Annotated in this window: 17 protein-coding genes; 7 read left to right on the top strand and 10 right to left on the bottom strand. The window is 67.9% G+C overall.

Annotated elements, in window-relative coordinates:
• Window positions 1-125 precede the first annotated feature (125 nt).
• Entirely contained in the window at window positions 126-548 is a 423-nt protein-coding gene (locus ACW6W5_RS10125) for a hypothetical protein (RefSeq protein ID WP_152151682.1), read from the top strand.
• Window positions 549-643: 95 nt separating this feature from the next.
• Here the strand turns inward: ACW6W5_RS10125 and gpmA are convergent, their stop codons facing one another.
• Window positions 644-1,393 carry a 2,3-diphosphoglycerate-dependent phosphoglycerate mutase gene (gene gpmA, locus ACW6W5_RS10120; RefSeq protein ID WP_038689579.1) on the bottom strand — a complete coding sequence of 250 codons (750 nt, stop codon included), beginning with the start codon at window positions 1,391-1,393 and terminating at the stop codon, window positions 644-646.
• 87 nt (window positions 1,394-1,480) lie between these two features.
• A complete protein-coding gene (locus tag ACW6W5_RS10115) occupies window positions 1,481-2,497 on the bottom strand; it encodes a cation diffusion facilitator family transporter (RefSeq protein ID WP_152151680.1) in 1,017 nt (338 codons plus the stop codon).
• A gap of 143 nt (window positions 2,498-2,640) precedes the next feature.
• Between ACW6W5_RS10115 and ACW6W5_RS10110 the strand changes: the two genes are divergently transcribed.
• A complete protein-coding gene (locus tag ACW6W5_RS10110) occupies window positions 2,641-4,065 on the top strand; it encodes a diguanylate cyclase (protein ID WP_152151678.1) in 1,425 nt (474 codons plus the stop codon).
• A 131-nt stretch (window positions 4,066-4,196) separates the two neighbouring features.
• Window positions 4,197-5,330, top strand: coding sequence for a metallophosphoesterase (locus ACW6W5_RS10105; RefSeq protein WP_152151676.1), 1,134 nt, complete (start codon window positions 4,197-4,199; stop codon window positions 5,328-5,330).
• A gap of 47 nt (window positions 5,331-5,377) precedes the next feature.
• On the opposite strand, the gene ACW6W5_RS10100 is transcribed toward ACW6W5_RS10105, so the two are convergent.
• The 4 genes from ACW6W5_RS10100 to ACW6W5_RS10085 all read right to left on the bottom strand — a co-directional run bounded on the left by ACW6W5_RS10100 (window position 5,378) and on the right by ACW6W5_RS10085 (window position 11,070).
• Window positions 5,378-5,653, bottom strand: coding sequence for a hypothetical protein (locus ACW6W5_RS10100; RefSeq protein ID WP_152151674.1), 276 nt, complete (start codon window positions 5,651-5,653; stop codon window positions 5,378-5,380).
• Between the two features lie 69 nt (window positions 5,654-5,722).
• Window positions 5,723-8,416: a protein kinase domain-containing protein gene (locus ACW6W5_RS10095; protein ID WP_193222757.1), complete on the bottom strand. Its 2,694-nt coding sequence runs from the start codon at window positions 8,414-8,416 to the stop codon at window positions 5,723-5,725.
• Entirely contained in the window at window positions 8,413-9,015 is a 603-nt protein-coding gene (locus ACW6W5_RS10090) for an ECF-type sigma factor (RefSeq protein ID WP_121041365.1), read from the bottom strand. Before ACW6W5_RS10090 ends, ACW6W5_RS10095 begins: the two co-directional genes overlap by 4 nt.
• A gap of 81 nt (window positions 9,016-9,096) precedes the next feature.
• The gene (locus ACW6W5_RS10085; RefSeq protein ID WP_152151670.1) at window positions 9,097-11,070 is read right to left on the bottom strand and encodes an oleate hydratase; all 1,974 of its coding nucleotides are present in this window, start codon (window positions 11,068-11,070) and stop codon (window positions 9,097-9,099) included.
• Between the two features lie 219 nt (window positions 11,071-11,289).
• Between ACW6W5_RS10085 and ACW6W5_RS10080 the strand changes: the two genes are divergently transcribed.
• The 3 genes from ACW6W5_RS10080 (at window position 11,290) to ACW6W5_RS10070 (ending at window position 15,461) form a co-directional block, all read left to right on the top strand.
• Window positions 11,290-11,676 (top strand): BlaI/MecI/CopY family transcriptional regulator, encoded by a 387-nt coding sequence (locus tag ACW6W5_RS10080; protein ID WP_152151668.1) that lies wholly within the window; start codon window positions 11,290-11,292, stop codon window positions 11,674-11,676.
• The gene (locus ACW6W5_RS10075) at window positions 11,673-13,172 is read left to right on the top strand and encodes a M23/M56 family metallopeptidase (RefSeq protein ID WP_152151666.1); all 1,500 of its coding nucleotides are present in this window, start codon (window positions 11,673-11,675) and stop codon (window positions 13,170-13,172) included. The genes ACW6W5_RS10080 and ACW6W5_RS10075 overlap by 4 nt, the downstream gene beginning before the upstream one ends.
• Before the next feature lie 114 nt (window positions 13,173-13,286).
• Window positions 13,287-15,461, top strand: coding sequence for a TonB-dependent receptor plug domain-containing protein (locus ACW6W5_RS10070; protein WP_152151664.1), 2,175 nt, complete (start codon window positions 13,287-13,289; stop codon window positions 15,459-15,461).
• Here the strand turns inward: ACW6W5_RS10070 and ACW6W5_RS10065 are convergent, their stop codons facing one another.
• Together ACW6W5_RS10065 and ACW6W5_RS10060 are read right to left on the bottom strand one after the other, a co-directional pair.
• Window positions 15,462-16,595, bottom strand: a complete 1,134-nt coding sequence (locus ACW6W5_RS10065; RefSeq protein ID WP_121041355.1) for a fatty acid desaturase family protein — start codon at window positions 16,593-16,595, stop codon at window positions 15,462-15,464.
• 2 nt (window positions 16,596-16,597) lie between these two features.
• Entirely contained in the window at window positions 16,598-17,671 is a 1,074-nt protein-coding gene (locus tag ACW6W5_RS10060) for a ferredoxin reductase (protein WP_152151662.1), read from the bottom strand.
• A gap of 93 nt (window positions 17,672-17,764) precedes the next feature.
• On the opposite strand from ACW6W5_RS10060, the gene fabR reads away from it, so the two are divergent.
• Window positions 17,765-18,427: an HTH-type transcriptional repressor FabR gene (gene fabR, locus ACW6W5_RS10055; RefSeq protein ID WP_026069985.1), complete on the top strand. Its 663-nt coding sequence runs from the start codon at window positions 17,765-17,767 to the stop codon at window positions 18,425-18,427.
• Between the two features lie 100 nt (window positions 18,428-18,527).
• On the opposite strand, the gene ACW6W5_RS10050 is transcribed toward fabR, so the two are convergent.
• Complete coding sequence (locus tag ACW6W5_RS10050) at window positions 18,528-18,890, bottom strand: glycine zipper 2TM domain-containing protein (RefSeq protein WP_102789149.1); 363 nt, start codon at window positions 18,888-18,890, stop codon at window positions 18,528-18,530.
• A 128-nt stretch (window positions 18,891-19,018) separates the two neighbouring features.
• Window positions 19,019-19,975 carry a transaldolase gene (locus tag ACW6W5_RS10045; protein WP_458233643.1) on the bottom strand — a complete coding sequence of 319 codons (957 nt, stop codon included), beginning with the start codon at window positions 19,973-19,975 and terminating at the stop codon, window positions 19,019-19,021.
• Window positions 19,976-19,988: the final 13 nt, after the last annotated feature.

The following is a 19,988-nucleotide window of genomic DNA, read 5'->3' as shown; positions in this document are numbered from 1 at the left end:
GGCAGCGTAGCGCGGGACGGGCCGGTGCGGACCGGCCAAAGGTCACACACCGGGAGCGACGAGACGCCTTGCTCGTAGAGCAGCAGGAGCTCTATGGTGAGAAATCGTTAAAAATGTGAGTTGCAATGAATAAATACAGGCTTGTAAAACAAGAGAATGAGTGGGGATGCGGCGTCGCTTGCGTGGCTTCTCTTCTTGGAATTGAGTACGACGCAGCCCTCAAACGGCTTGAGCACCATAAGGACGGGAAACTGGACGAAGCGCCGCTTGGACTAGATGTTCATGAAATCATCTGGTCCCTTGCAGACCACGATCTCTGGTACATCGCAGATTGGCGTAGACCTGCGCAGTTCCCAGCAGGATCGATCGTCTGCATCCGAGGCGAAGCGCCCTACCAATCTGATCACTATTTGCTGATGACGCCCCAAGGCTGGATGGACCCATGGCACAACACCAGCAAGAACGTCTCCGCAATCAAAGCTGATTATCGGGATGCCCTCCCCATTGGCACAGAGTTTATTGTTGCACTGATGCCACGAGAACCGTGAAGCCCCACTGGAACACAGGGAGCGAACCTGTGGTGGAGCGCCCGATATCAAAGGGCGAACAAAACGAAAGGCCGGCATTTGCCGGCCTTTCGCTCTTACTTCGCTTTACCCTGGTTCGCCACGGCCTCGGCGGCCTTGCGTGCCGCTTCCGGGTCGCCTAGGTAGCGGAACGACTGCACCGTCAGGTCGTCGTTGAGTTCGAACAGCAGCGGGATGCCGGTCGGGATGTTGAGCTCCAGGATCGCTTCCTGCGAAACATTGTTGAGGTACTTGTACAGCGCGCGCAGCGAATTGCCGTGCGCGGTGACCAGTACGGTCTTGCCGTCCTTGAGCTGGGGGGCGATCGCATCGAACCAGTACGGCAACACGCGGTCCAGCGTGGTGGCCAGCGATTCGGTGCCCGGCAGCGCGTTGCGGTCCAGGCCCGCATAGCGGCGGTCGTGGATCGGGTGGCCCGGGTCCTCGATGTCCATCGCCGGCGGCGGGATGTCGTAGGAACGGCGCCAGATCTTGACCTGGTCCTCGCCGTGCTTGGCGGCGGTCTCGGCCTTGTCCAGGCCCTGCAGGCCGCCGTAATGGCGCTCGTTCAAGCGCCAGCTCTTGCTGACCGGCAGCCAGTCCTGGTCCAGTTCGGCCAGGGCACCCTGCAGGGTGTGGATGGCGCGCTTGAGCACCGAGGTATGCGCGACATCGAACTGCAGCCCTTCTTCACGCATCAGGCGGCCGGCGGCGGCAGCCTCGCGGCGGCCCTGTTCGGTCAGTTCCACGTCCACCCAGCCGGTGAAGCGGTTGTCCAGGTTCCACTGGCTCTGGCCGTGGCGCAACAGTACGAGTTTCCGGGTCACTGCAGTATCTCCGACAGATGGCAAGGCAGACCCGCATTGTAGCGGCAACCCTGCCCTGCCCGTCCGCCGTGGGGCCGCCGGTAGACCTCAGGGATACGGATGCCCGTGATGGCCCTGCGCGTCCGGTGCAGCGCGGTGGCTGTCGTGGCTGTCGTGCGCATGGGCCGCGTGGTCGTGCCCCGCATGGTCATCGGCGTGCCGGTCGCGGGGGCTGCCGACGCTGCAGGGATCGCCGCAGTGGTCGGCCTCGATCTGCAGGGTCACATGGTCGATGCCGTACTGCTCGTGCAACCGGGTGCCCAGCTCGCGACGCAGGCGGTCCGCATTCACACCGGTGCCCATCACCACGTGCGCGGTCAGTGCCGGGGTGCTGGACGCCAGCGCCCAGACGTGCAGGTCGTGCACGTCCACCACCCCATCGTGGGCACACAGGGTGCCGCGTACCGCCGCGACATCCATGCCCTTGGGCACGCCTTCCAGCAGCACGTTGATCGCCTCGCGCATCAACACCCAGGTGCGCGGCAGTACCCACAGGCCGATCAGCACGGCCAGGATCGGATCGATCGGCTTCCAGCCGGTCCAGCGGATCAGCAACGCGCCGAGGATCACCGCTACCGAGCCGAGCATGTCCGCCCAGACTTCCAGGTACGCGCCTTTGACGTTGAGGCTCTCGCCGCTGCCGGCGCGCAGCAGGCGCATCGAGATGAGATTGATCACCAGCCCGAACACCGCGATCACCAGCATGCCGGTGGAGGCGATCTCCTGCGGCGCGCGGAAGCGCTGCACCGCCTCCCACAGAATGTAGCCGGCGACCACGAACAGCATGCCGCCGTTGATCATCGCGCCGATGGCTTCCAGCCGCGCATAGCCGTAGGTGCGCTTGGCATCGGGCGGGCGCCGGCTGAGCCGGACCGCGACCAGCGCGACCATCAGCGCGAGCGTATCGGTGGCCATGTGCGCGGCATCGGACAACAGTGCCAGGCTGTTGGTCCAGAACGCGCCGGCCACCTCCACCAGCAGGAAGGTGGTGGTCAGCCCCAGCGCCCACCACAGCGGCTTTTCGTGGCGGATCTCGCTGGGCAGATGGTCGTGGTCGTGACCCATGAAAGCTCTCCTGGACAATGCCGGCAGGGTAAGCAGCGCCTCGCGCGGAGACTATTACACTTACCGCAGCGTTCAGTTTGCAACTCAATAACACCAGCGCCCGGCCGCTACCTCTCGACGGCCTGTGTGGCGGGAAGACAATCGTGCATAACGTTCCAAATCTTGATGAGGCCAGCCAACCGCTGGCGCTGGCCTGGGCACAGACACTGGCGCAGACGCCGGCCGCTGCGGCGACACTGCTGGCGAGCCTGTCGGCGGAGAGCCCGCCCGGGCTGGCCCACCACTTCTACGACGTGCTGCTCGAAGACCCGCGCGCGAGCCGGTTCCTCTCGCACGACCAGGTGCGGCTGCGCCTGAAACCGGCGATGCAGCGGTGGCTGCAGCAGATCCTTACCGCCACGCCGGACAGCATCAACGCGCTGGTCGCCGCACAGCGCGTGATTGGTGACGTGCATGCCCGTGTGGGCATTCCGGTGGATCTGGTGGCCCGCGGCGCGCGTGTACTCAAGCATCGCCTGTTCGACCGCATCATCGCGCAGGCCGACGACAGTGCGACCGCGTTCGCGGCGATCCACTGCCTCAGCGCCTCGATGGATATCGCCCTGGAAGGCATGACGCTGGCCTACACGCATGCACGCGAGCGCTCTTCACGGACCGATGCGGCGTATCGCCTGTTCTCGCTGGTGCAGAACGTCAGCACCGAGCGCGAACGGCAACGCGCCCTGCTGCTGGACTGGGAGAACGCGCTGCTCTACGCGATGGCCAGCCAGAATGCCGAGGCCGAGCTCACCGGGCTGGCGCAATCGGAGTTCGGCCTGTGGTTCACCCACAAGGGCATTCCGAGTTTCGGCGAGAGCAGCGAGACCGGCCAGGTCGGTGCACTGGTCGCCGCGGTCGATACGCAGTTGCAGGAAGCGCTTGCGCATGCCGATTTCGCGGCGCGCTTCGGGGCATTGCAGGGTATCCGCGAGCGGCTGGCGCAGATCCGCACATTGATGGGCATGTTGTTCGAACGGATCGGCGAGCTCGATGCGGGCAGCGATGCACTGACCAACCTGCTCAACCGTCGCTTCCTGCCGACCGTGCTGCGCCGGGAAATCGAACTGGCCAATTCCACGCAGACGCCGTTCTCGGTGCTGCTGCTGGATCTGGACCATTTCAAGGCGATCAACGATGCGCACGGCCATGACGGCGGCGACCGCGCCCTGCAGCACGTGGCCGCCCTGCTCGGCCAGCTTACCCGCGGCAGCGACTACCTGTTCCGTTATGGCGGTGAGGAATTCGTGGTGGTGCTGGTGGCCGCCACCGCCGCCCAGGCCGAGGTGATCGCCGAGAACCTGCGCAAGCACATCGCGCAGAGCCCGGTGCAACTGGCCAGTGGCCAGCGCCTGGCGCTGACCACCAGCATCGGCGTGGCCGCGCATGATGGTCATCCCGACTACGAGCGGCTGATGGCGCGCGCCGATGCGGCGATGTACCAGGCCAAGAAGCGGGGCCGGGACCGGGTAGTGCTGGCCAGCGATGACCTGCCCGATGCCCCCGGGCGAAAGGCGCTGCAGCGCGGGTGACCCTGTGTGGCCGACGGCAGCGCCGGCCCATCCGCCCGTTGCGGCATGCATGGCTGACCAATGGCGCATGCCCGGCGCGCTCCGTGCGGCGTAGCATCGCGGCATTGCCGTCCGCCACAGGAATTCCCCCGATGTCGATCCTCCGCGCCCTGACCCGCCCTGGCCTGTTGCTGCTCCAGTCAGCGCTGCTGATGACACCGCTGCTGGCCACGGCACGCGAGGTGGCGGCGCCGGCCGAGCATGTGGATGCCGATGGACCGTACGTGTTTCGTACCGCCAAGGGGCTGGAAGCGGCCTGGGTGTGCAAGGACCACGTGATCCGCCGCGAGCTGCCGGCACGCGGCGAGGCCACCGAGGTCGCCCCCGAGTGCGGCTATCCGCACCCCCTGACCGTGCTGCCGCCGCGCACGGCGGAGATCGCCAGATTCCCGGCCACGCCGCGGATCGTCGCGCTGTCGGACATCCACGGCCAGTACGGCCTGCTCGTGACGCTGCTGCGCGCCCACCACGTGATCGACAGCGAAGACCGCTGGTCGCTGGGCGACGCCACGCTGGTGGTGGCCGGCGATGTATTCGACCGCGGCCCGCAGGTCACCGAAGCATTCTGGCTGCTGTACAGCCTGCAGCAGCAGGCCGCGGCAGCCGGTGGTGCGGTGCACTTCGTGCTCGGCAATCACGAGACGATGGTGCTCTACAACGACCTGCGCTACGTCAACCCGAAGTACCTCAAGACCGCGCAGCTGCTCGGCCGTTCCTACCCCGCGCTGTACGGTCCGGATTCGACGATCGGCCAGTGGCTGCGCACCCGTCCGGTGCTGCTGCGCATCGGGGACACCCTGTTCCTGCACGGCGGCATCGCACCGGAAAACCTGGACCTGGTGCGCAACATGGCTACCACCAACGCCGGCTACCAGGCCGCAGTCGGGCTGCCCAAGGCGCAGGTCAAGGCTGCACCGGACACTGCCCGGCTGTTCGATGGCAAGACCAGCCCGATCTGGTACCGCGGCTACTTCGATGGCCGCATGGATACCGCCCAGGTCGAGACGCTGCTCAAACAGCTCGACCTCGCCCGCATCGTGGTCGGCCACACTTCGATGCCGCATGTCAGCAGCTTCCATGGCGACCGCATCATCGCCATCGACAGCAGCATCAAGAACGGTGAGAACGGCGAGCTGCTGTTCATCGAGAACGGCGCGCTCAGTCGCGGCCTGCTGGATGGCTCGCGGGTACCGCTGGCCGAAGGCCGGCTCGGCGAAAGCGACTGACCCGGCCGTTCTGACCCGGCCGTTCTGGCCGGTCAGTCCGCCGCAGCTCACCGTGGCGTGTAGATGCGCGAGACCATCCAGCCGCCGTGACTGCGGAAGCGGCCGCTGTCGCCGGTCAAGGCGAAACGCACTGCAATGACCGCGGCGCGCCCGCGGGAGCAATGCCAGTCGCGCGCGTTGCGGTAGGCCTTGCGGAAGGCACGGACCGGGCCGCGTGCCTGCGTGGTGTCCCGTTCGGCGTCAGCCGGGTTCAGGGCATCGGTGGAGGCTGCTGGCGGACGCGCTGCAGCGCGGGTGGCGTCCGGATGGAGAGGGTTTGACATGGTGTCCCTTCGATCAACGAGGCCCGGAATCGGCCTCCTGATCGATAAACCGTGAAGACCATCACAAAACTATCGCCCCCCGGACAGACCCGCTTCGCGGTCCGCCATGCGCTGTTCCAACCCCTTGATACGACTCAAGAATTCCGACGTCGGCGCCAGCTCCTTCAGGTGCGGCCGGGCCCGCGCGATCTGGGCGCGGGCGCCAGCCCCATCGCCGTTGGCGAACATTGCCTCGGCCAGCGGGATACGCCACTTGGCGGTGGCCGTGGAATCGGCCCCGTAGAAACCAGCGAATGTGTCCACCAACTGGGCTGACAGCGGCACTGCCGCGGGATCGTCACGGCGCTGGGCAAGCAGTGCCTGCTGCATCTGCAGGCGCAGCCCCAGCCACGGGGGCAGGCTCGGATGGGCCTGGCCGAACGCGGCGAGGGCCCGGGCGGCCTCGGCATGCTGTCCGGCCCGGGTCAGCCATTCAATCTCGACCAGGCGCAGCACCAGCAGCTGCGGCGACTCGGGCGGGAGTTCGCGCCGCCACAGGGCGGCCACCTGCTGCAGCGGTGCCTGCGCCTCGGCCGTGCGGTCGGTCCGCAGCAGCAACCGCGCCAGCACCATGTCCACGTCGAGTGTGTCGGCGTGCTCGGGCCCGAGCAGCGCCCGATAGCGCGCCAGCGCAGCGCGGTAGTTCTGTTCGGCCTGCACGTAGTCGCCGCGGGCTTCCTCCATCAGGCCGTGGGCATACTGTTTGACCGCGTAGGCGCGGCTGTCCACGCCATCCACCGCGGCGCTGGTCTGCAGGCTGTTGCGGAAGTGCTGGTCGGCCGCCTGGTAGCGGCCAAGATCGAGATACTGTCCGGCCAGCGCGGCTTCGGCCGCGGCGGTGTAGCTGCTGCCTGCGCCGAACATCTGCCGGGTCAGCGCGAAGCCGCGCTCGGCCAGCGCCAGCGCTTCATCGATACGGCCCTGGTTGAGCAGCGTCGAGGACAGCGCGCGCAGGACCCGCTGGTACTCGGCCCCCTGCACACCCTGCTCGCGCGATGCCTCGGCCAAACCCTCGCGCAGGATCGCTTCGGCCTTGTCCAGCTCACCCTGGCTCCGGTACAGATCGCCGAGGTTGGCCATCGCCGCCAGGCCGCCGCGCTGAAGCGGCGCACCGTTTCCACGCCGGCTCAACGCCAGCGCGGAGCGGAAGGATTGTTCTGCCGCCGCCGGCTGCTCCAGCTGCGCCTGGGCCAGGCCCCGGGCGTTCAAGGCCTTCACCCGCACCGCCGGGGCATCATCCTGCTCAAGCAGGCCCAACGCGTCCTCTGCACTGCCCAGCGCCTCCTTCTCACGCCCAGCGCTGAGCAGCTGCACCGCCAGGCTGGCGCGGGCGTCGGCGATCTCATGCGGCGCGGCGCGCGTGTGCACCAGCCCCGCCACGCTGTCCCGCAGCAGGGCCTGCGCATCCTGCGGTTGGCCAAGGTTCTGGTAGGCGCGCCCCAATGCAGCCTGCATCCGCGCGCGCAGCGCGGGCGACACGGTGCGGTCCTGCTCGAGCCGGCGTGCGCCCAGATCGAGCACCTCACGCGCGGTCATCGGCGTGCCGTGGCGCAGCCCGGGATCGGCCGCATCGAAGGCGGCCACCAGCACGTCGGCGATGCCGGCGGCAGCCACCGCATTCTGCTCGGCCTGCCGACGCGCCTCGCTCAAGCGCAGCACGAAGGCCAGCACCATCACCGCCACCAGCGTGACGATCACACTGGCGCGCCATTGCCGCCGCAGCAGCAGGCGCGCACGATGCCAGCGGCTGGGCCGACGCGCACGCACCGGGCGGCGTGCCAGATACCGTTCAATATCCTCGGCCAGTGCGTCGGCAGAAGCATAACGTTCGGCCGGATCCGCAGCAGCGGCCTTGGTCGCGACCGCCAGCAGGTCGGGGGGCACGCCGCGCGCCGGCGGCGGCGTGGCCTGCAGCAGTGCCTCCAGCATCACGCCCAGACTGTAGACATCGCCCACCACACTGGCCGGGCGCCCTGCCAGGCGCTCGGGACTGGCATAGGCCGGGGTGAGGAAGGCCGCGGCATCGTTGGCGTCACCGAGCAGATGCGCGATGCCGAAATCCAGCAGGACCGGCTGGCCGTCGGGGCGTACCAGTACGTTGCCGGGCTTGAGGTCGCAGTGCACCACGGATTGGGAATGTGCGGCCTGTACCGCGCCGCAGATCTGCACGAACAGGCGCAGGCGTGCGGCCAGATCCAGCGCCAGGGTGCGACAGGCGTCGTCCAGCGGTTCACCCTGCACGTATTCCATCACCAGGTAGGGCTGGCCGCCCTCGGCCACGCCCACGTCATACAGCCGGGCGATATGGGGGTGCTGCAGGTCGGCCAGGATCTGGCTTTCACTGGCCAGCCGCGTGGCCAGTACCGGGTCGTAGGCGCGGCGGATCAGCTTGATCGCCACCTCGCGCCGGTACAGCGCATCGGCACGTTCGGCCAGCAACACCACCCCCATGCCGCCGACGGCCAGCAACCGGCTCAGGCGCCACGGGCCAAGCCGTTGCCCGACCAGCGTGGCCGGATCATCCATCGCGGCCATCACGGCGGCAAGCGCATGCTCGACCCGTCCCAGGTCGGCGGTCTGCGCGCGCAGCAGTTGCAGCGTTTCGTCGATCGCGGCCGGGTCATCGCACAGCTCACCCAGCACCGGGCGCCAGCGCGCCTCGGGGAGGTCGCAGACCGCGTCGAACAGCCCGCGCACCGTCCGCCAGCGGTCTGGGCCGGTCATGCGCGCGTGGCCGGCCCGGCCAGGTGCCGGTTCAACCACGCCTTGGCAAACCGCAGATCGCGATCGACCGTGGGCACCGACACATCCAGCGCCTGGGCGATCTCTTCGCGGCTCATTCCCCCGAAGTACATCCATTCCACCGTGCGTGCGGCGCGCTCATCCAAGGTGGCCAGTTGCTCCAGCGCGCGGTTCAGGGCCAATACTTCGAAGGCATCGTGATCGGGGCTGGCTTCCTGGTCGGCATACGACAGGGTCAGGTTGATCGCACCTCCGCCCCGCTTGGAAGCGGTCATCGCGCGTGCGTGATCCACCAGCACGCTGCGCATCTTCAGTGCCGCCAACGATAGGAAATGCACGCGATCGCGGTAGCCGATCTCCCCACCGATCATCCGCATCAGCGCCTCGTGCACGAGCACGGTCGGCTGCAGCACGCCATCCCGGGCAGTGCCCAGCCGCGCCACGGCCATGCCACGCAGCTGCGCATACAGCAGCGCGAGCAGTTGATCGCGGGCGGCGATGTCCTGCTGCTCGCTCCAGCGGCGCAGCAGGCGGGTGACATCCTGGCGCTCGGCCGCTGGAGGTGTCGCGTCAAAAGACATGTGGGGCGGGTCCGTGCATCTCAGCAGGCGATCAGCCTGCAGTATCGCCGATCCCCATCCGCATGGGGCGGCGGTGCCGGGCTACGTCCCGCGCTTGGCCAGGTTCTCGCGCAGCGTTTCCAGCCGCGTGGAGAGATCCTTCAACGCGCTGCCGCCCTTGCCGACCAGCCAGGACACCTCCTCTTCCAGGAAGCCGGTACGGCTGTGCTCGGTGTCCGGCAACGGCGGCAGGATGTACGCGAAGTAGGTCTTGTCGAGCACCCGCCGCAGCAGTCGCTCGCCCGGGAAGGGTGCGTTGTTGTTGAGCGCACGCGCCGCCTTGATCAGGTTGCGGATGTCGTACTGGGTCGGGCTCAGGTCCGGCACCTGCTTGGGCAGGTCCAGCAGCGTATACACCGCCACGCGGGCGGTGCGCACCGAACTTTCCATGGTGAACACCACATCGTTGTGGGTCTCCACGAACTGCCCCAGCAGGCCCAGGTTGGTGCAGCCCCTGGGCACGACGTGCGGGCGGTCGCCGGCCGCGCGTGGCATGAACTGCGCCGTGATGTACGGCATCAGCGCGGTGCGCACCTTGGTGTTGGCGGCGATCTCATCCAGCTGATCGACGATGCCCAGGTGGTAGCTCAGCTCGGCCAGGATCTCGCGGCCGGTACAGGCTGGCATCGGCTTGGCCACGTGGTCGCCGTTCTGGTCCATCAGCAGCGCATACACCCACACCACCAGCACATCCTTGGGCTGGTCGAGGAAGTGCGGCTGGCGGTTGACGGTGAAGCTCAGCACCCAGGCGGAGTCGGTGAAGGTGATCACGCCGCCAGTCACGGTCCTGCCCGAATACGGGTCGTTGACCGAGAGTTCCTTGATCTTGTCCACCAGTGGCGAGGGGCGGCAGGTCAGCGTGGCCGACTCCCACATCGAGCGGTCGATGTCACCGTGGAATTTCTCCGGTTTGCCGAAGATCGGCGACTGTGCGGCAAGGTTGCGCCACAGTGCCCAGTCACTGTCCTGCCCCGGTGTTTCGCGCGGACGCTGCAGTACCGGCACCGTGTCCATGTCGCCATAGGCGGTGCCCTCGGTCATCGAGCCGGTCAGCGCGAACACCAGGTCGCCCTCGGCCACCGGCAGCAGCGTATCGTTGCCCGCCACACGGCAGCGCAAGCCGGTGACGGTGCGGGTATCGCCTGCCACGCGCATGTCCAGATCGTACACGCGGGTACCGAAGGTGACCTGCACCCCCTGGTCGCGCAGCATCTTCACCAGCGGTTTGACGAAACTCTCGTACTGGTTGTATTTCGGGAACACCAGCGCGGACATGTCGTTCAAGCCGTCGATGGCGTCCAGGAAGCGGTGCATGTACAGCTTCATTTCCAGCAGGCTCTGCCAGTTCTCGAAGGCGAACATCGAACGCCAGAAGAACCAGAAATTACTCTGCAGGAAGCCCTCGCTGAAGTAGTCCTCGATGGTCACATCGTCGAGGTCTTCCTTGCGCTTGAGCAGCAGCTTGACCAGTTCCCACTGCTGCGGCTTGCTCAGCCCGAACGTGGAGAAGTCCTGGATCTTCCCCTGCTGGTGCATCAGCCGGGCCTTGGAGTAGTTCGGGTCGTTGTCGTTCACCACCCGGTACTCGTCCAGCACGCTGTAGCCGGCAGGCAGTTCCAGCGCCGGCACGTCCTGGAACATGTCCCAGAAATTGTCGTAGTTCCAGTTCATCTCGCGGCCGCCGCGAACCAGGTAGCCCTGCTCGGGGTCGCCGGCCCCATCGAGCGAACCGCCTTCGATGTCCAGGCTGTCGATCAGGGTGATGTTCGCCGCCGGCATGCCGCCATCGCGGATCAGATAGAACGCCGCGGCCAGGCCGGCAATACCGGTGCCGATGATCCACGCCTTGCGGTTTGCCACGCCGGCCGGTGCGACCGGGCGATTACGCATGTAGGCGCCCATCATGTCCGGCGGCGGCAGTGTGTTCTCGGGCCGGTTGGACCAGTAGGCCCCCGTGGCATCGGGTTCTTTATCGATCACCGGTGCCCGGTGCACGCCCTGTTGCTCGACAGCCATATCACCACTCCTTTTTCGACGGACCCACAGGAGGCACCGGTGGCCCGGTGCCTGGCAGCACGGATTCCTTACCGCACGGCCCCCTCCTGGCACCGCGCTGCACATTCGGATGGTACGCACCCCACCTGTGACGGCATTGATCCGCATCAATGACACCGCTGTTGCATCCAGTGCGACAGATGTCGCACACTTGCGACACCTCGCCACATCGGGATTGCCATGTCTGCGCCGCCTACCCCTTCCAATGCCGAACTGGAACTGCTCAAAGCGCTGTGGCGCCAAGGCGCCTGCAGTGCGCGCGAAGTCCACAACGGCGCCGCCGCGGCGCTGGACTGGTCCTACTCGTCCACCCGCAAGACGCTCGAACGCATGGTCGACAAAGGGCTGGTGGAAGAAACCGTCGAGCACGGGCTGAACATGTACCGCGCCAAGGTCGGCAAGGTGGCCACACTGGCCGCACTCAGCACGGACTTCGCGCGCCGGGTGCTCGAGATCGATGGCGCATTGCCTGCGCAGGCCTTCGCCGACAGCCGCCTGCTCAGCGAACAGGAACTGCAGCAGCTCGATGCGCTGCTGCGTGCCCCCGCCAAGGACGATCCGGCATGAGTGTCCTGACGCTGGGCTTCTGGGGCGCGCATGCCGTTGGCGCCCTAGCGGGCGGCTGGGTGGCGTGGTCTGCCGGGCAACGTGTCCACCGCCGTCTGGGTCTCTCCCACGCCGCGTATGGCTATTGGATGGGGGTGTGGTTGCTGGCGGTGATGCCGGTCCTGCTGTCGGTGGGTGTGGCGCTGTGGGCCCCCGCACCGCTCGTCTCGTTGCCCCCGGCACTGGTGCTGCCGCTGCCTGCCGCGCTGGACCTCGGGGCTGCCGGTGCGGCGGAAGGGGGCCTGGTGAGCTCCCCGTGGGCAGGGCCGGCCACCAGCACGTGGCTGGCCGCGCTGTATGTCACCGGCCTGGGTATCGCATTGCTGCGCGTGCTGGTCGGCACGTGGGCGACCGGCCGGCTGTGCCGGGCGACCCTGCCGATCGCACCGGGGGCCTGGCCAGGCCCGCGCAGCCGTGCGTCGGCGCAGCGGCTGCGATCGGCCGGCATCGTCTGCCGGGTCAGCGCGCTGCCGGTGAGTCCGTTCGCGGTGCGCTGGCCGCGGCCGTTGATCGTGCTGCCCCTCTCGGCCGTGGAGCAGCTGGAGGATCGCGCCCTCAGCCTGATCCTGGGCCATGAGGCGGCGCACCTGACGCGCCGCGATCCGCAGCGCGCCGGCCTGATGGCGATACTCAACGCCCTGCTGTGGTTCGACCCGTTCCTGCGCCGCCTCACCGCGCGCGTGCAGCTGGCGGCCGAGCTGCGATGTGATGCGCAGGCCCTCGCGGGGGATGCACATGGCGGGCGTGACTTCGCCACGGCGTATGTGCGCACGTTGCGCCTTTCCGCAGCGGCCCACGCGCCCACCACCGCCCTGACCCACCGCGATCTGGCCGGGCATGAAATCCGCATCCGGCACATGCTGCATGGCGATGCTGCGCGGCCGCTGTCGGGATCGGGACGCGCGCTCCTGCTGGGCAGCGCATTGCTGATCGGCGCCTTGTTGGTGGTCATGCAGGCCAGTGCAGCGCGTCCCTTGCCAGGCACCGCCGTCAGTAGCACGCCGAAAGAGATCGCGGCGATGGAGGCCGCACTGCCGCTGCCGCCGTTGAGCGATACCCCCATCGAGGTGCAGTTCCAGTCACCGCTGGCCACACCGAGGATCACCGGACATTTCGGCGATACCGGCAGCATCCGGCAGCGACCGCATCGCGGCACCGATTTCGGCGCCCGCCCGGGCACGCCGGTCCTCGCGCCGGCGGACGGCCGCATCGTGGCGGCAACCACCGCCTACCCGGACGGTCCGCAGTACGGCACGGCGGTGGTCATCGACCACGGTCAGGGCTGGCAGACCTTGTACGCGCACCTGCAGGGCGCCGATGTGGTGGTCGGCCAGCAGGTGCACGCCGGCGAGCAGATCGCGCGGGTCGGCAGCACCGGGCGCGTGACCGGACCGCACCTGCATCTGGAAATGCTCCGCCACGGTGAGCGCGTCGATCCGCAGGCGCACCTGCCATGACCGGCTGACCCGCTCCACATCCCAGCCCCACTGCTGCATTTCGTTTTCCTGGCCACAGGAGGGGCGCGTGTTGCCCGGCGAAATGTCCACGCCACCTTTCTGCACGGACTGCCCATGTCATCCACGTTCCGCATCGTCCTCGCCTTGTCCCCGCTGTGCGCCGCGTTCTCCAGCGCTGCGCAGTCGCTGCCCGCACCGTCATCAGCACCGCCCCCCACCGAGCTGGAGGCCGTGCAGGTGCAAGGACCGGCGTACGACGCGCGCCGCGATGACACGGCCACCCGGATCGTGTTCGGCACGGACACGTTGCGCCAGTTTGGTGATATCGGCCTGGTCGATGCGCTCAAGCGCCTGCCCGGCATCACCGTGGGCACCGGCGCGCCCGGTCGCAGCGGTGCGGTGTCACTGCGCGGCCTCGGCGCGGGCTATACCCAGATCCTGCTCAACGGCCAGAAGGCACCGGCCGGGTTCGATCTGGATTCGCTCACGCCGGAGATGGTCGAACGCGTGGAGATCCTCCGTGCACCGACGGCCGACCAGCGCGCCGAGGCCATTGCCGGCTCGATCAACATCGTACTGGCCGCCGGCGCGCGCAAAGATACCGAACAGCTGTCGCTGGCCTGGGGCCGCAGCAACGGCCAGAACACGCCGTCGGTCAGCTGGCAGCGCAATCGGCGCGCCGGCCACCGCAGCAGTTCGGTCACCGCCACCGCATCGCGCCGCGAGTTCCTGGTCGAGGAAACCGGCACCGAACGTGTGTGGGATCGGCAGGGAACCCCCATCGCGCTGCGCGACACCACCCTGCGTGCGGGCGGGAACCGCGATGTGCTCTCGCTTGCACCCAGCCTGGAAACCACTCTGGAAAATGGCGACATCCTTGCCCTGCAGGGCGTCGCCGATGCCAGCCGCTTCAACCGCACCACCGCTATCGACTGGACCACCCCACTGGGCGAGCCGCTGCGGCGCGCCCGCTACCAGCAGCGCACCCGTATCGAGGTCGCGCAGGCCACCGGCAGTGCCACCTGGACCCGCACCTTCGAGCAGGGCAGCGCGTTCACCACCAAACTGCGTCTGGGCGGCAACCGCGAGCGTTACACCTATCGCGAACAGGGCTACGCGCAGCAAGGGCAGCAGAACCTGGAGGACCACACCGATGCACGACTGACCGTGCGCGAGCTCAACAGCACCGGCAAATACACGCTTCCCGGCCGCGGGCGGCATGCGCTGCAGCTCGGCTGGGAGGCCAGCGAGGATCGTCGCGACGAGGCGCGGGTACAACACCTGCTGCCGGTCGGCGACGACGCTGGCTGGATCAGCGATCTGGCGTTCGACGCACGCATCCGGCGGCTGGCCGTGTACGCCCAGGACGACCTCACCCTCAGCGAGCGCTGGTCGCTGTATGCCGGCGCACGCTGGGAGCAGATCGAGACGCGCAGTGACGGCAGCGGTTTCAGCGGCATCCATCGGCGTGACCAGGTGCTGTCGCCGGTGCTGCAGTCGCTCTGGAAGATTCCCGGCACCCGGCGCGATCAGCTGCGCGTTGCACTCACCCGTACCTATCGCTCGCCCACCCTGGCCGCGCTCATCCCCCGCCCGTACACCTCAACCAACAACCGCCCGCTCAACCCTGACGAACGTGGCAACCCGGCCCTGCGTCCGGAGTTGGCGACCGGGGTGGACCTGTCCTACGAAACCGCCGGCAAGGGGGGCGCGCAGCTCAGCGTCGGCGGTTACGTGCGTCGGATCAGCGATGTGATCCGCACCGAGACGCACCTGCAGGAGGGGCGCTGGGTTGCGTCACCGGTGAACGGTGGCGCCGCGACGACCTGGGGAGTAGAGCTGGATACCGCGTTGCGGCTTCCGCAGCTGATCACGGGCGCGCCGGATGTGTCGGTCCGCTTCAATGCAACCGCCAACGATTCGCGTGTGGAGGATGTCCCCGGCCCGGACAACCGGCTGGATGAACAAGTGCGTTTCAGCGGCACCCTGGGCGCGGACTACCCGCTCCGCACCGGCTGGACGGTGGGCGGCAGTTATACCTACCGCACCGGCGGCACCGTGCAGGTCAGCCCCGGCCAGTTCGAGATCAGCGCGTATGGGCGCGAGCTGGATCTGTATTCGCTGTGGTCGATCGGCGCCCGCAGCAAACTGCGGCTGAGCATCAACAACGCGCTGCACCGGACGTTGCGCACCGGGCAGCGGCGGATCAGCGAGGACGGCATCGAGCAGCTGCAGCGGCAACGCAACGCATCACCGCTGCTGCGCCTGCAGCTTGAACTCCCGCTGTGATCAGCCCGGCTGGCGGCTGGCCTCGCCCACCGCCGGCAGCGCACGCACGCGGCCGGGCTTGCTCGGGAACGCATGGCGGACGATGCGCCACATCACCTGGCCGAACTGCCGCGGCAACGAGCCGGTGTTGTAGTGCTGGCCGTAGCGCGCGCAGATCTCCTTCACCTCGACCGCGATCGCGGCATAGCGGTTGGCCGGGATATCCGGATAGAAGTGGTGCTCGATCTGGTGGCTGAGGTTGCCGGACATGACGTTCATCAGCTTGCCACCGGTCAGGTTGGATGAGCCGCGCAGCTGGCGCAGATACCAATGGCCACGGGTCTCATCACGCACGCATTCCTTCGGGAAGGTTTCGGCCTCGGCGGTGAAGTGGCCGCAGAAGATGATCACGTAGGTCCACACGTTGCGGATCAGGTTGGCCGCCACATTGCCCAGCAGCACCGGCAGGAAGAACGGACCGGCCAGTGCCGGGAACAGCAGGTAGTCCTTGAACATCTGCTTGCCCATCTTGCGGCCGACCGGGCGGAACTGCCTGCCCAGTTGCTTGAGCGTCATCTTGCCGGCAAACACGCGGCCCAGGCGCAGGTCCTGGATCGCGATGCCCCATTCGAACAGCAGCGCGAACACCACCGCGACCACCGGCTGCATCAGGTAGAACGGGCGCCAGCGCTGCTCGGGGAAAATGCGCAGCAGGCCGTAGCCGATATCGTCGTCCAGCCCGCGCACGTTGGTGTAGGTGTGGTGGCGGAAGTTGTGGGTCTTGCGCCAGGCGTCGGCGGTGCCGACGATGTCCCACTCATAGGTGCTGCCCTGCAGCTGCGGATCGCCCATCCAGTCGTACTGGCCATGGATGACGTTGTGCGCCAGCTCCATGTTTTCCAGGATCTTGGACAGCGCCAGCATCACCACGCCGGCGATCCACGCCGGGATCAGCACGCTGTGCACGAAGGCACCGAGGAACAGCAACGCGCGGCCGGCCACGCCGGTCCAGCGTACGGCGGCCACGACGCGGCGGATGTAACGCGCATCGCGCGCACCGAGCGTGGCCAGCTGGCGCGCGCGCAGTGCATCGAGTTCAGCGCCGAAGGCCTGCAGTTCGGCCGGGGAGAGCGCGCGGTTGTGCACGGAAGACATGGTCACAGCTCCAGGATCAGGTCGGTGCTGGCGCTGTTCACGCACAGCTTTACTTGCGTGGCCGGTTCGGCCGCATGCTCGCCGGTCAGGGTGTGGCGGGTGACGCCGGACACCTTGCCGCAGACACAGGTATTGCAGATGCCCATGCGGCAGCCGCTGGCCGGGCGCAGCCCTTCGGCTTCCAGCGCCTGCAGCAGCGAAGTGCCGCGTGGCAGGGCAAGCGTGCGGCCGCTGCGGCGCAGTTCGACCTGCACCGTGCCCTCTTCGGCATCCGGCAGCACCGGCGGCGTGAACGCCTCGGACTGCAGCGACGCGACCTGGCCGTGCAGGCGCGCCTGCGCTGCATCGACGAAGCCACCCGGGCCGCACACCAGGGTGCGGGCGGTGCTCAGATCGCCCAGCGCCGCGAAGGCGAATGCATCCACGCGCGACGCCGGTGCGGTCGGGTCGCGGGTCAGTGCGATGTGCAGCGTGAACGAGGGATGGCGCGCCGCCAGCGCGGCCAGCTCGGCGGCGAAACACACTTCCTCACGCCGGCGTGCCCAGTACACCAGGTCCACCTGGCCCGGCATGCCGACAGCATCGAGCTGGCGCAGCAGCGCGCGCATCGGGGTGATGCCGCTGCCAGCGGCCAGCAGCAACAGCCGCTCGCCGGAGGCCTGCGGCAAGGTCATGTCACCGAACGCCTGGCCCAGCTCAAAGACGTCACCGATCGCCGCGGCATGGGCCAGATGCTGGCTGACGGCACCGCCGGCGATGGCCTTGACGGTGATCGCCAAGCGGCCGTCGGCCAGCACGGTCGGGCTGTAACTGCGCGACAGGCGGCGGCCATCGACTTCGACGCCGAGGGTGACGTGCTGGCCCGGCAGCAGGCCACGGAAATGGCGGTTGGGCGTGAGCACCAGGGTGACCGCATCCGCGCTCTCGGCGGTGCGCGACAGCAGCCGGGCCAAGGGGCGGCGCAGCGTCCACAGCGGGTGCAGACGGGTGCCCCAGAAGTCGAACAGCGCTTCGGGGACCCAGCGGCGGGGGCTGGCGACGTGACGGCGGGCGGAAATGCGCGGGACGGTGCTCATGCTGCGCACTATACGGCCGAGCATACGACTGTGTATACAGTTGTATATGGCCGGGACGGGCTATGATTCAGGGACTTGACCGCGCTGCCCCTGATGACCTCCCCAGACCTGCCCCTGCCCGCCTCCGACGACGCCCATCCCGCGCGCAAAGCCTCGATCTCACGTGAGGATCTGCTGGCCGCGGCATTGGCCCTGATCGGCCCGCACCGCAGCGTCTCCACGCTGAGCCTGCGCGAGGTCGCGCGTGAAGCCGGGATCGCCCCGAACTCGTTCTACCGGCAGTTCCGCGACATGGACGAGCTGACCGTGGCCCTGATCGACCTGGCCGGGCGCTCGCTGCGCACCATCATCGGCGAGGCGCGCCAGCGCGCCGCCTCCTCCGACCGCAGCGTGATCCGCCTCTCGGTGGAGACCTTCATGGAGCAGCTGCGCGCCGACGACCGCCTGCTCCATGTCCTGCTGCGCGAAGGCACCGCCGGCTCGGACGCGTTCAAGCATGCGGTGGATCGCGAACTGAATTACTTCGAAGACGAACTGCGGGTCGACCTGATCCGCCTGGCGGCCGCCGACGGCGCGCGCCTGCACGAACCGGCGTTGGCCTCCAAGGCGATTACCCGGCTGGTGTTCGCGATGGGCGCCACTGCAGTGGATCTGCCACCGGAGAAGGATCCGGAACTGATCGAGCAGCTGACCCAGATGCTGCGGATGATCATCACCGGGGCGCGCACGTTGGCGGGCAGTCCGCCGCTGCGCTGATCCGGCCATCCGGCCGCGCACAAAAAAATGACGACCCACCGGGCCGTCATTTCGTGATCCTGTTGCCCACATCAACGGCAACGCAGTGTGCGGCGCTTGATCAGCGGTACTGACGCTCGCAGCGACGCTCAACCACGCGATCACCGTTTTTGGACTGCTGGTTGCCCTGGATCTGGCGACCTGCGGCGCCACCGGCCACCGCACCGGCGACCGTGGCCAGCTTCTTGCCGTTGCCGCCGCCGACTTGGTTGCCGAGCAGCCCCCCGACCACGGCGCCGGTCGCGGTGCCGGTGATGCGGTTGGGGTCCTTGGAATTACGCTGGACCTCGACGTTGTGGCACACCACCTTGCTGCCGTCGTTGAAGCGGCGTCCCTCGTCCTTGGGGCCATAGGTCTGGGCGCCGGCGACGGCCGATACGGCGAGCAGACTGCCCAGGCACAACACGCGGAAGCTCGTCTTCATGGTCGATCCCTGTTTATGGAACATGGCCCGAGTGTCTGCCTGCCGGCGGCAAGCCCGAGTGAAGTTGCGTCCACGCCACGTCAACGCCAGCGGCGGCGTTCAGGCCGCAGCCATGCAACCGCCCGCGCTTACAACCGCTCGCGGATCGTCTGCCGCAACGCCTCCAGATCCTTGGCGAACGCATCGATACCGCTCGCCAGCTTCTCCGTGGCCATCGGATCGGCCGCCAGATCCGCCGCAAACCGCGCCCCATCGATCGGCGTCACCTGCACAGACTCGGCCGCACCGGCCACCAGCCTGCGCGGCAGCGCACCGTGATCGGCGTCCAGCTTTTCCAGCAGATCCGGTGAAATCGTCAGGCGATCGCAGCCTGCCAGCGCCTCGATCTGCGCCGTCGAACGGAACGACGCGCCCATCACCACCGTCGGCGAACCGCGGCGCTTGAACTCGGCATACACGCCGCGCACGAACACCACGCCCGGGTCTTCATCGATGGTCGCCGGCGCCTGCCCGTTGGCCACGTACCAATCCAGGATGCGGCCCACGAACGGCGAGATCAGGAACGCCCCGGCTTCACTGCACGCCAAGGCCTGGGTCGGATTGAAGATCAGCGTCAGGTTGCAGTCGATCCCTTCGGCCTGCAGCTGGCGCGCCGCTTCCACGCCTTCCCAGGTTGCCGCGATCTTGATCAGCACCTTGCTGCGCGGCACGCCGGCCGCCTCGTACATCGCGATGAACTGGCGCGCCTTGGCCACCGTGGCCGCGGTGTCATGCGCCTGGTCGGCATCGACCTCGGTCGAGACCCGGCCCGGCACCAGCGTGCTGAGCAGGGTGCCCACGCCCACGGTCAGCCGATCGGCCACCGCGTGCACGATGGTCTCGCGTTCGCCCGCCTGCCCGCGGCCCCAGGCCAGCGCGCGCTCGATGAGATCGGCGTATACCGGCAGGTCCAGCGCTTTCTTCACCAGGGTGGGGTTGGTCGTGCAGTCGACCGGCTTCAAGCGCTTGATCGCCTCGTAGTCGCCGGTATCGGCAACCACCACGGACAGATCACGCAGCTGGGAGAGTCTGGACAGCGACGTCATGGCGGAGTCCTTG

Source organism: Stenotrophomonas sp. IS26, assembly GCF_054188265.1.
Note: the sequence above shows the minus strand (reverse complement) of the source record. Positions and strands in the feature narration are given on the sequence as shown.

Excerpts from the sequence above, each read along its gene's own strand:
- ACW6W5_RS10100 (WP_152151674.1), bottom strand. The coding sequence starts at position 5,653 with ATGTCAAACCCTCTCCATCCGGACGCCACCCGCGCTGCAGCGCGTCCG.
- fabR (WP_026069985.1), top strand. The coding sequence starts at position 17,765 with ATGACCTCCCCAGACCTGCCCCTGCCCGCCTCCGACGACGCCCATCCC.
- ACW6W5_RS10080 (WP_152151668.1), top strand. The coding sequence starts at position 11,290 with ATGTCTGCGCCGCCTACCCCTTCCAATGCCGAACTGGAACTGCTCAAA.
- ACW6W5_RS10095 (WP_193222757.1), bottom strand. The coding sequence starts at position 8,416 with ATGACCGGCCCAGACCGCTGGCGGACGGTGCGCGGGCTGTTCGACGCG.
- ACW6W5_RS10065 (WP_121041355.1), bottom strand. The coding sequence starts at position 16,595 with ATGTCTTCCGTGCACAACCGCGCGCTCTCCCCGGCCGAACTGCAGGCC.
- ACW6W5_RS10085 (WP_152151670.1), bottom strand. The coding sequence starts at position 11,070 with ATGGCTGTCGAGCAACAGGGCGTGCACCGGGCACCGGTGATCGATAAA.
- ACW6W5_RS10045 (WP_458233643.1), bottom strand. The coding sequence starts at position 19,975 with ATGACGTCGCTGTCCAGACTCTCCCAGCTGCGTGATCTGTCCGTGGTG.
- ACW6W5_RS10070 (WP_152151664.1), top strand. The coding sequence starts at position 13,287 with ATGTCATCCACGTTCCGCATCGTCCTCGCCTTGTCCCCGCTGTGCGCC.
- ACW6W5_RS10125 (WP_152151682.1), top strand. The coding sequence starts at position 126 with ATGAATAAATACAGGCTTGTAAAACAAGAGAATGAGTGGGGATGCGGC.
- ACW6W5_RS10050 (WP_102789149.1), bottom strand. The coding sequence starts at position 18,890 with ATGAAGACGAGCTTCCGCGTGTTGTGCCTGGGCAGTCTGCTCGCCGTA.
- ACW6W5_RS10090 (WP_121041365.1), bottom strand. The coding sequence starts at position 9,015 with ATGTCTTTTGACGCGACACCTCCAGCGGCCGAGCGCCAGGATGTCACC.
- ACW6W5_RS10075 (WP_152151666.1), top strand. The coding sequence starts at position 11,673 with ATGAGTGTCCTGACGCTGGGCTTCTGGGGCGCGCATGCCGTTGGCGCC.
- ACW6W5_RS10105 (WP_152151676.1), top strand. The coding sequence starts at position 4,197 with ATGTCGATCCTCCGCGCCCTGACCCGCCCTGGCCTGTTGCTGCTCCAG.
- ACW6W5_RS10060 (WP_152151662.1), bottom strand. The coding sequence starts at position 17,671 with ATGAGCACCGTCCCGCGCATTTCCGCCCGCCGTCACGTCGCCAGCCCC.
- ACW6W5_RS10115 (WP_152151680.1), bottom strand. The coding sequence starts at position 2,497 with ATGGGTCACGACCACGACCATCTGCCCAGCGAGATCCGCCACGAAAAG.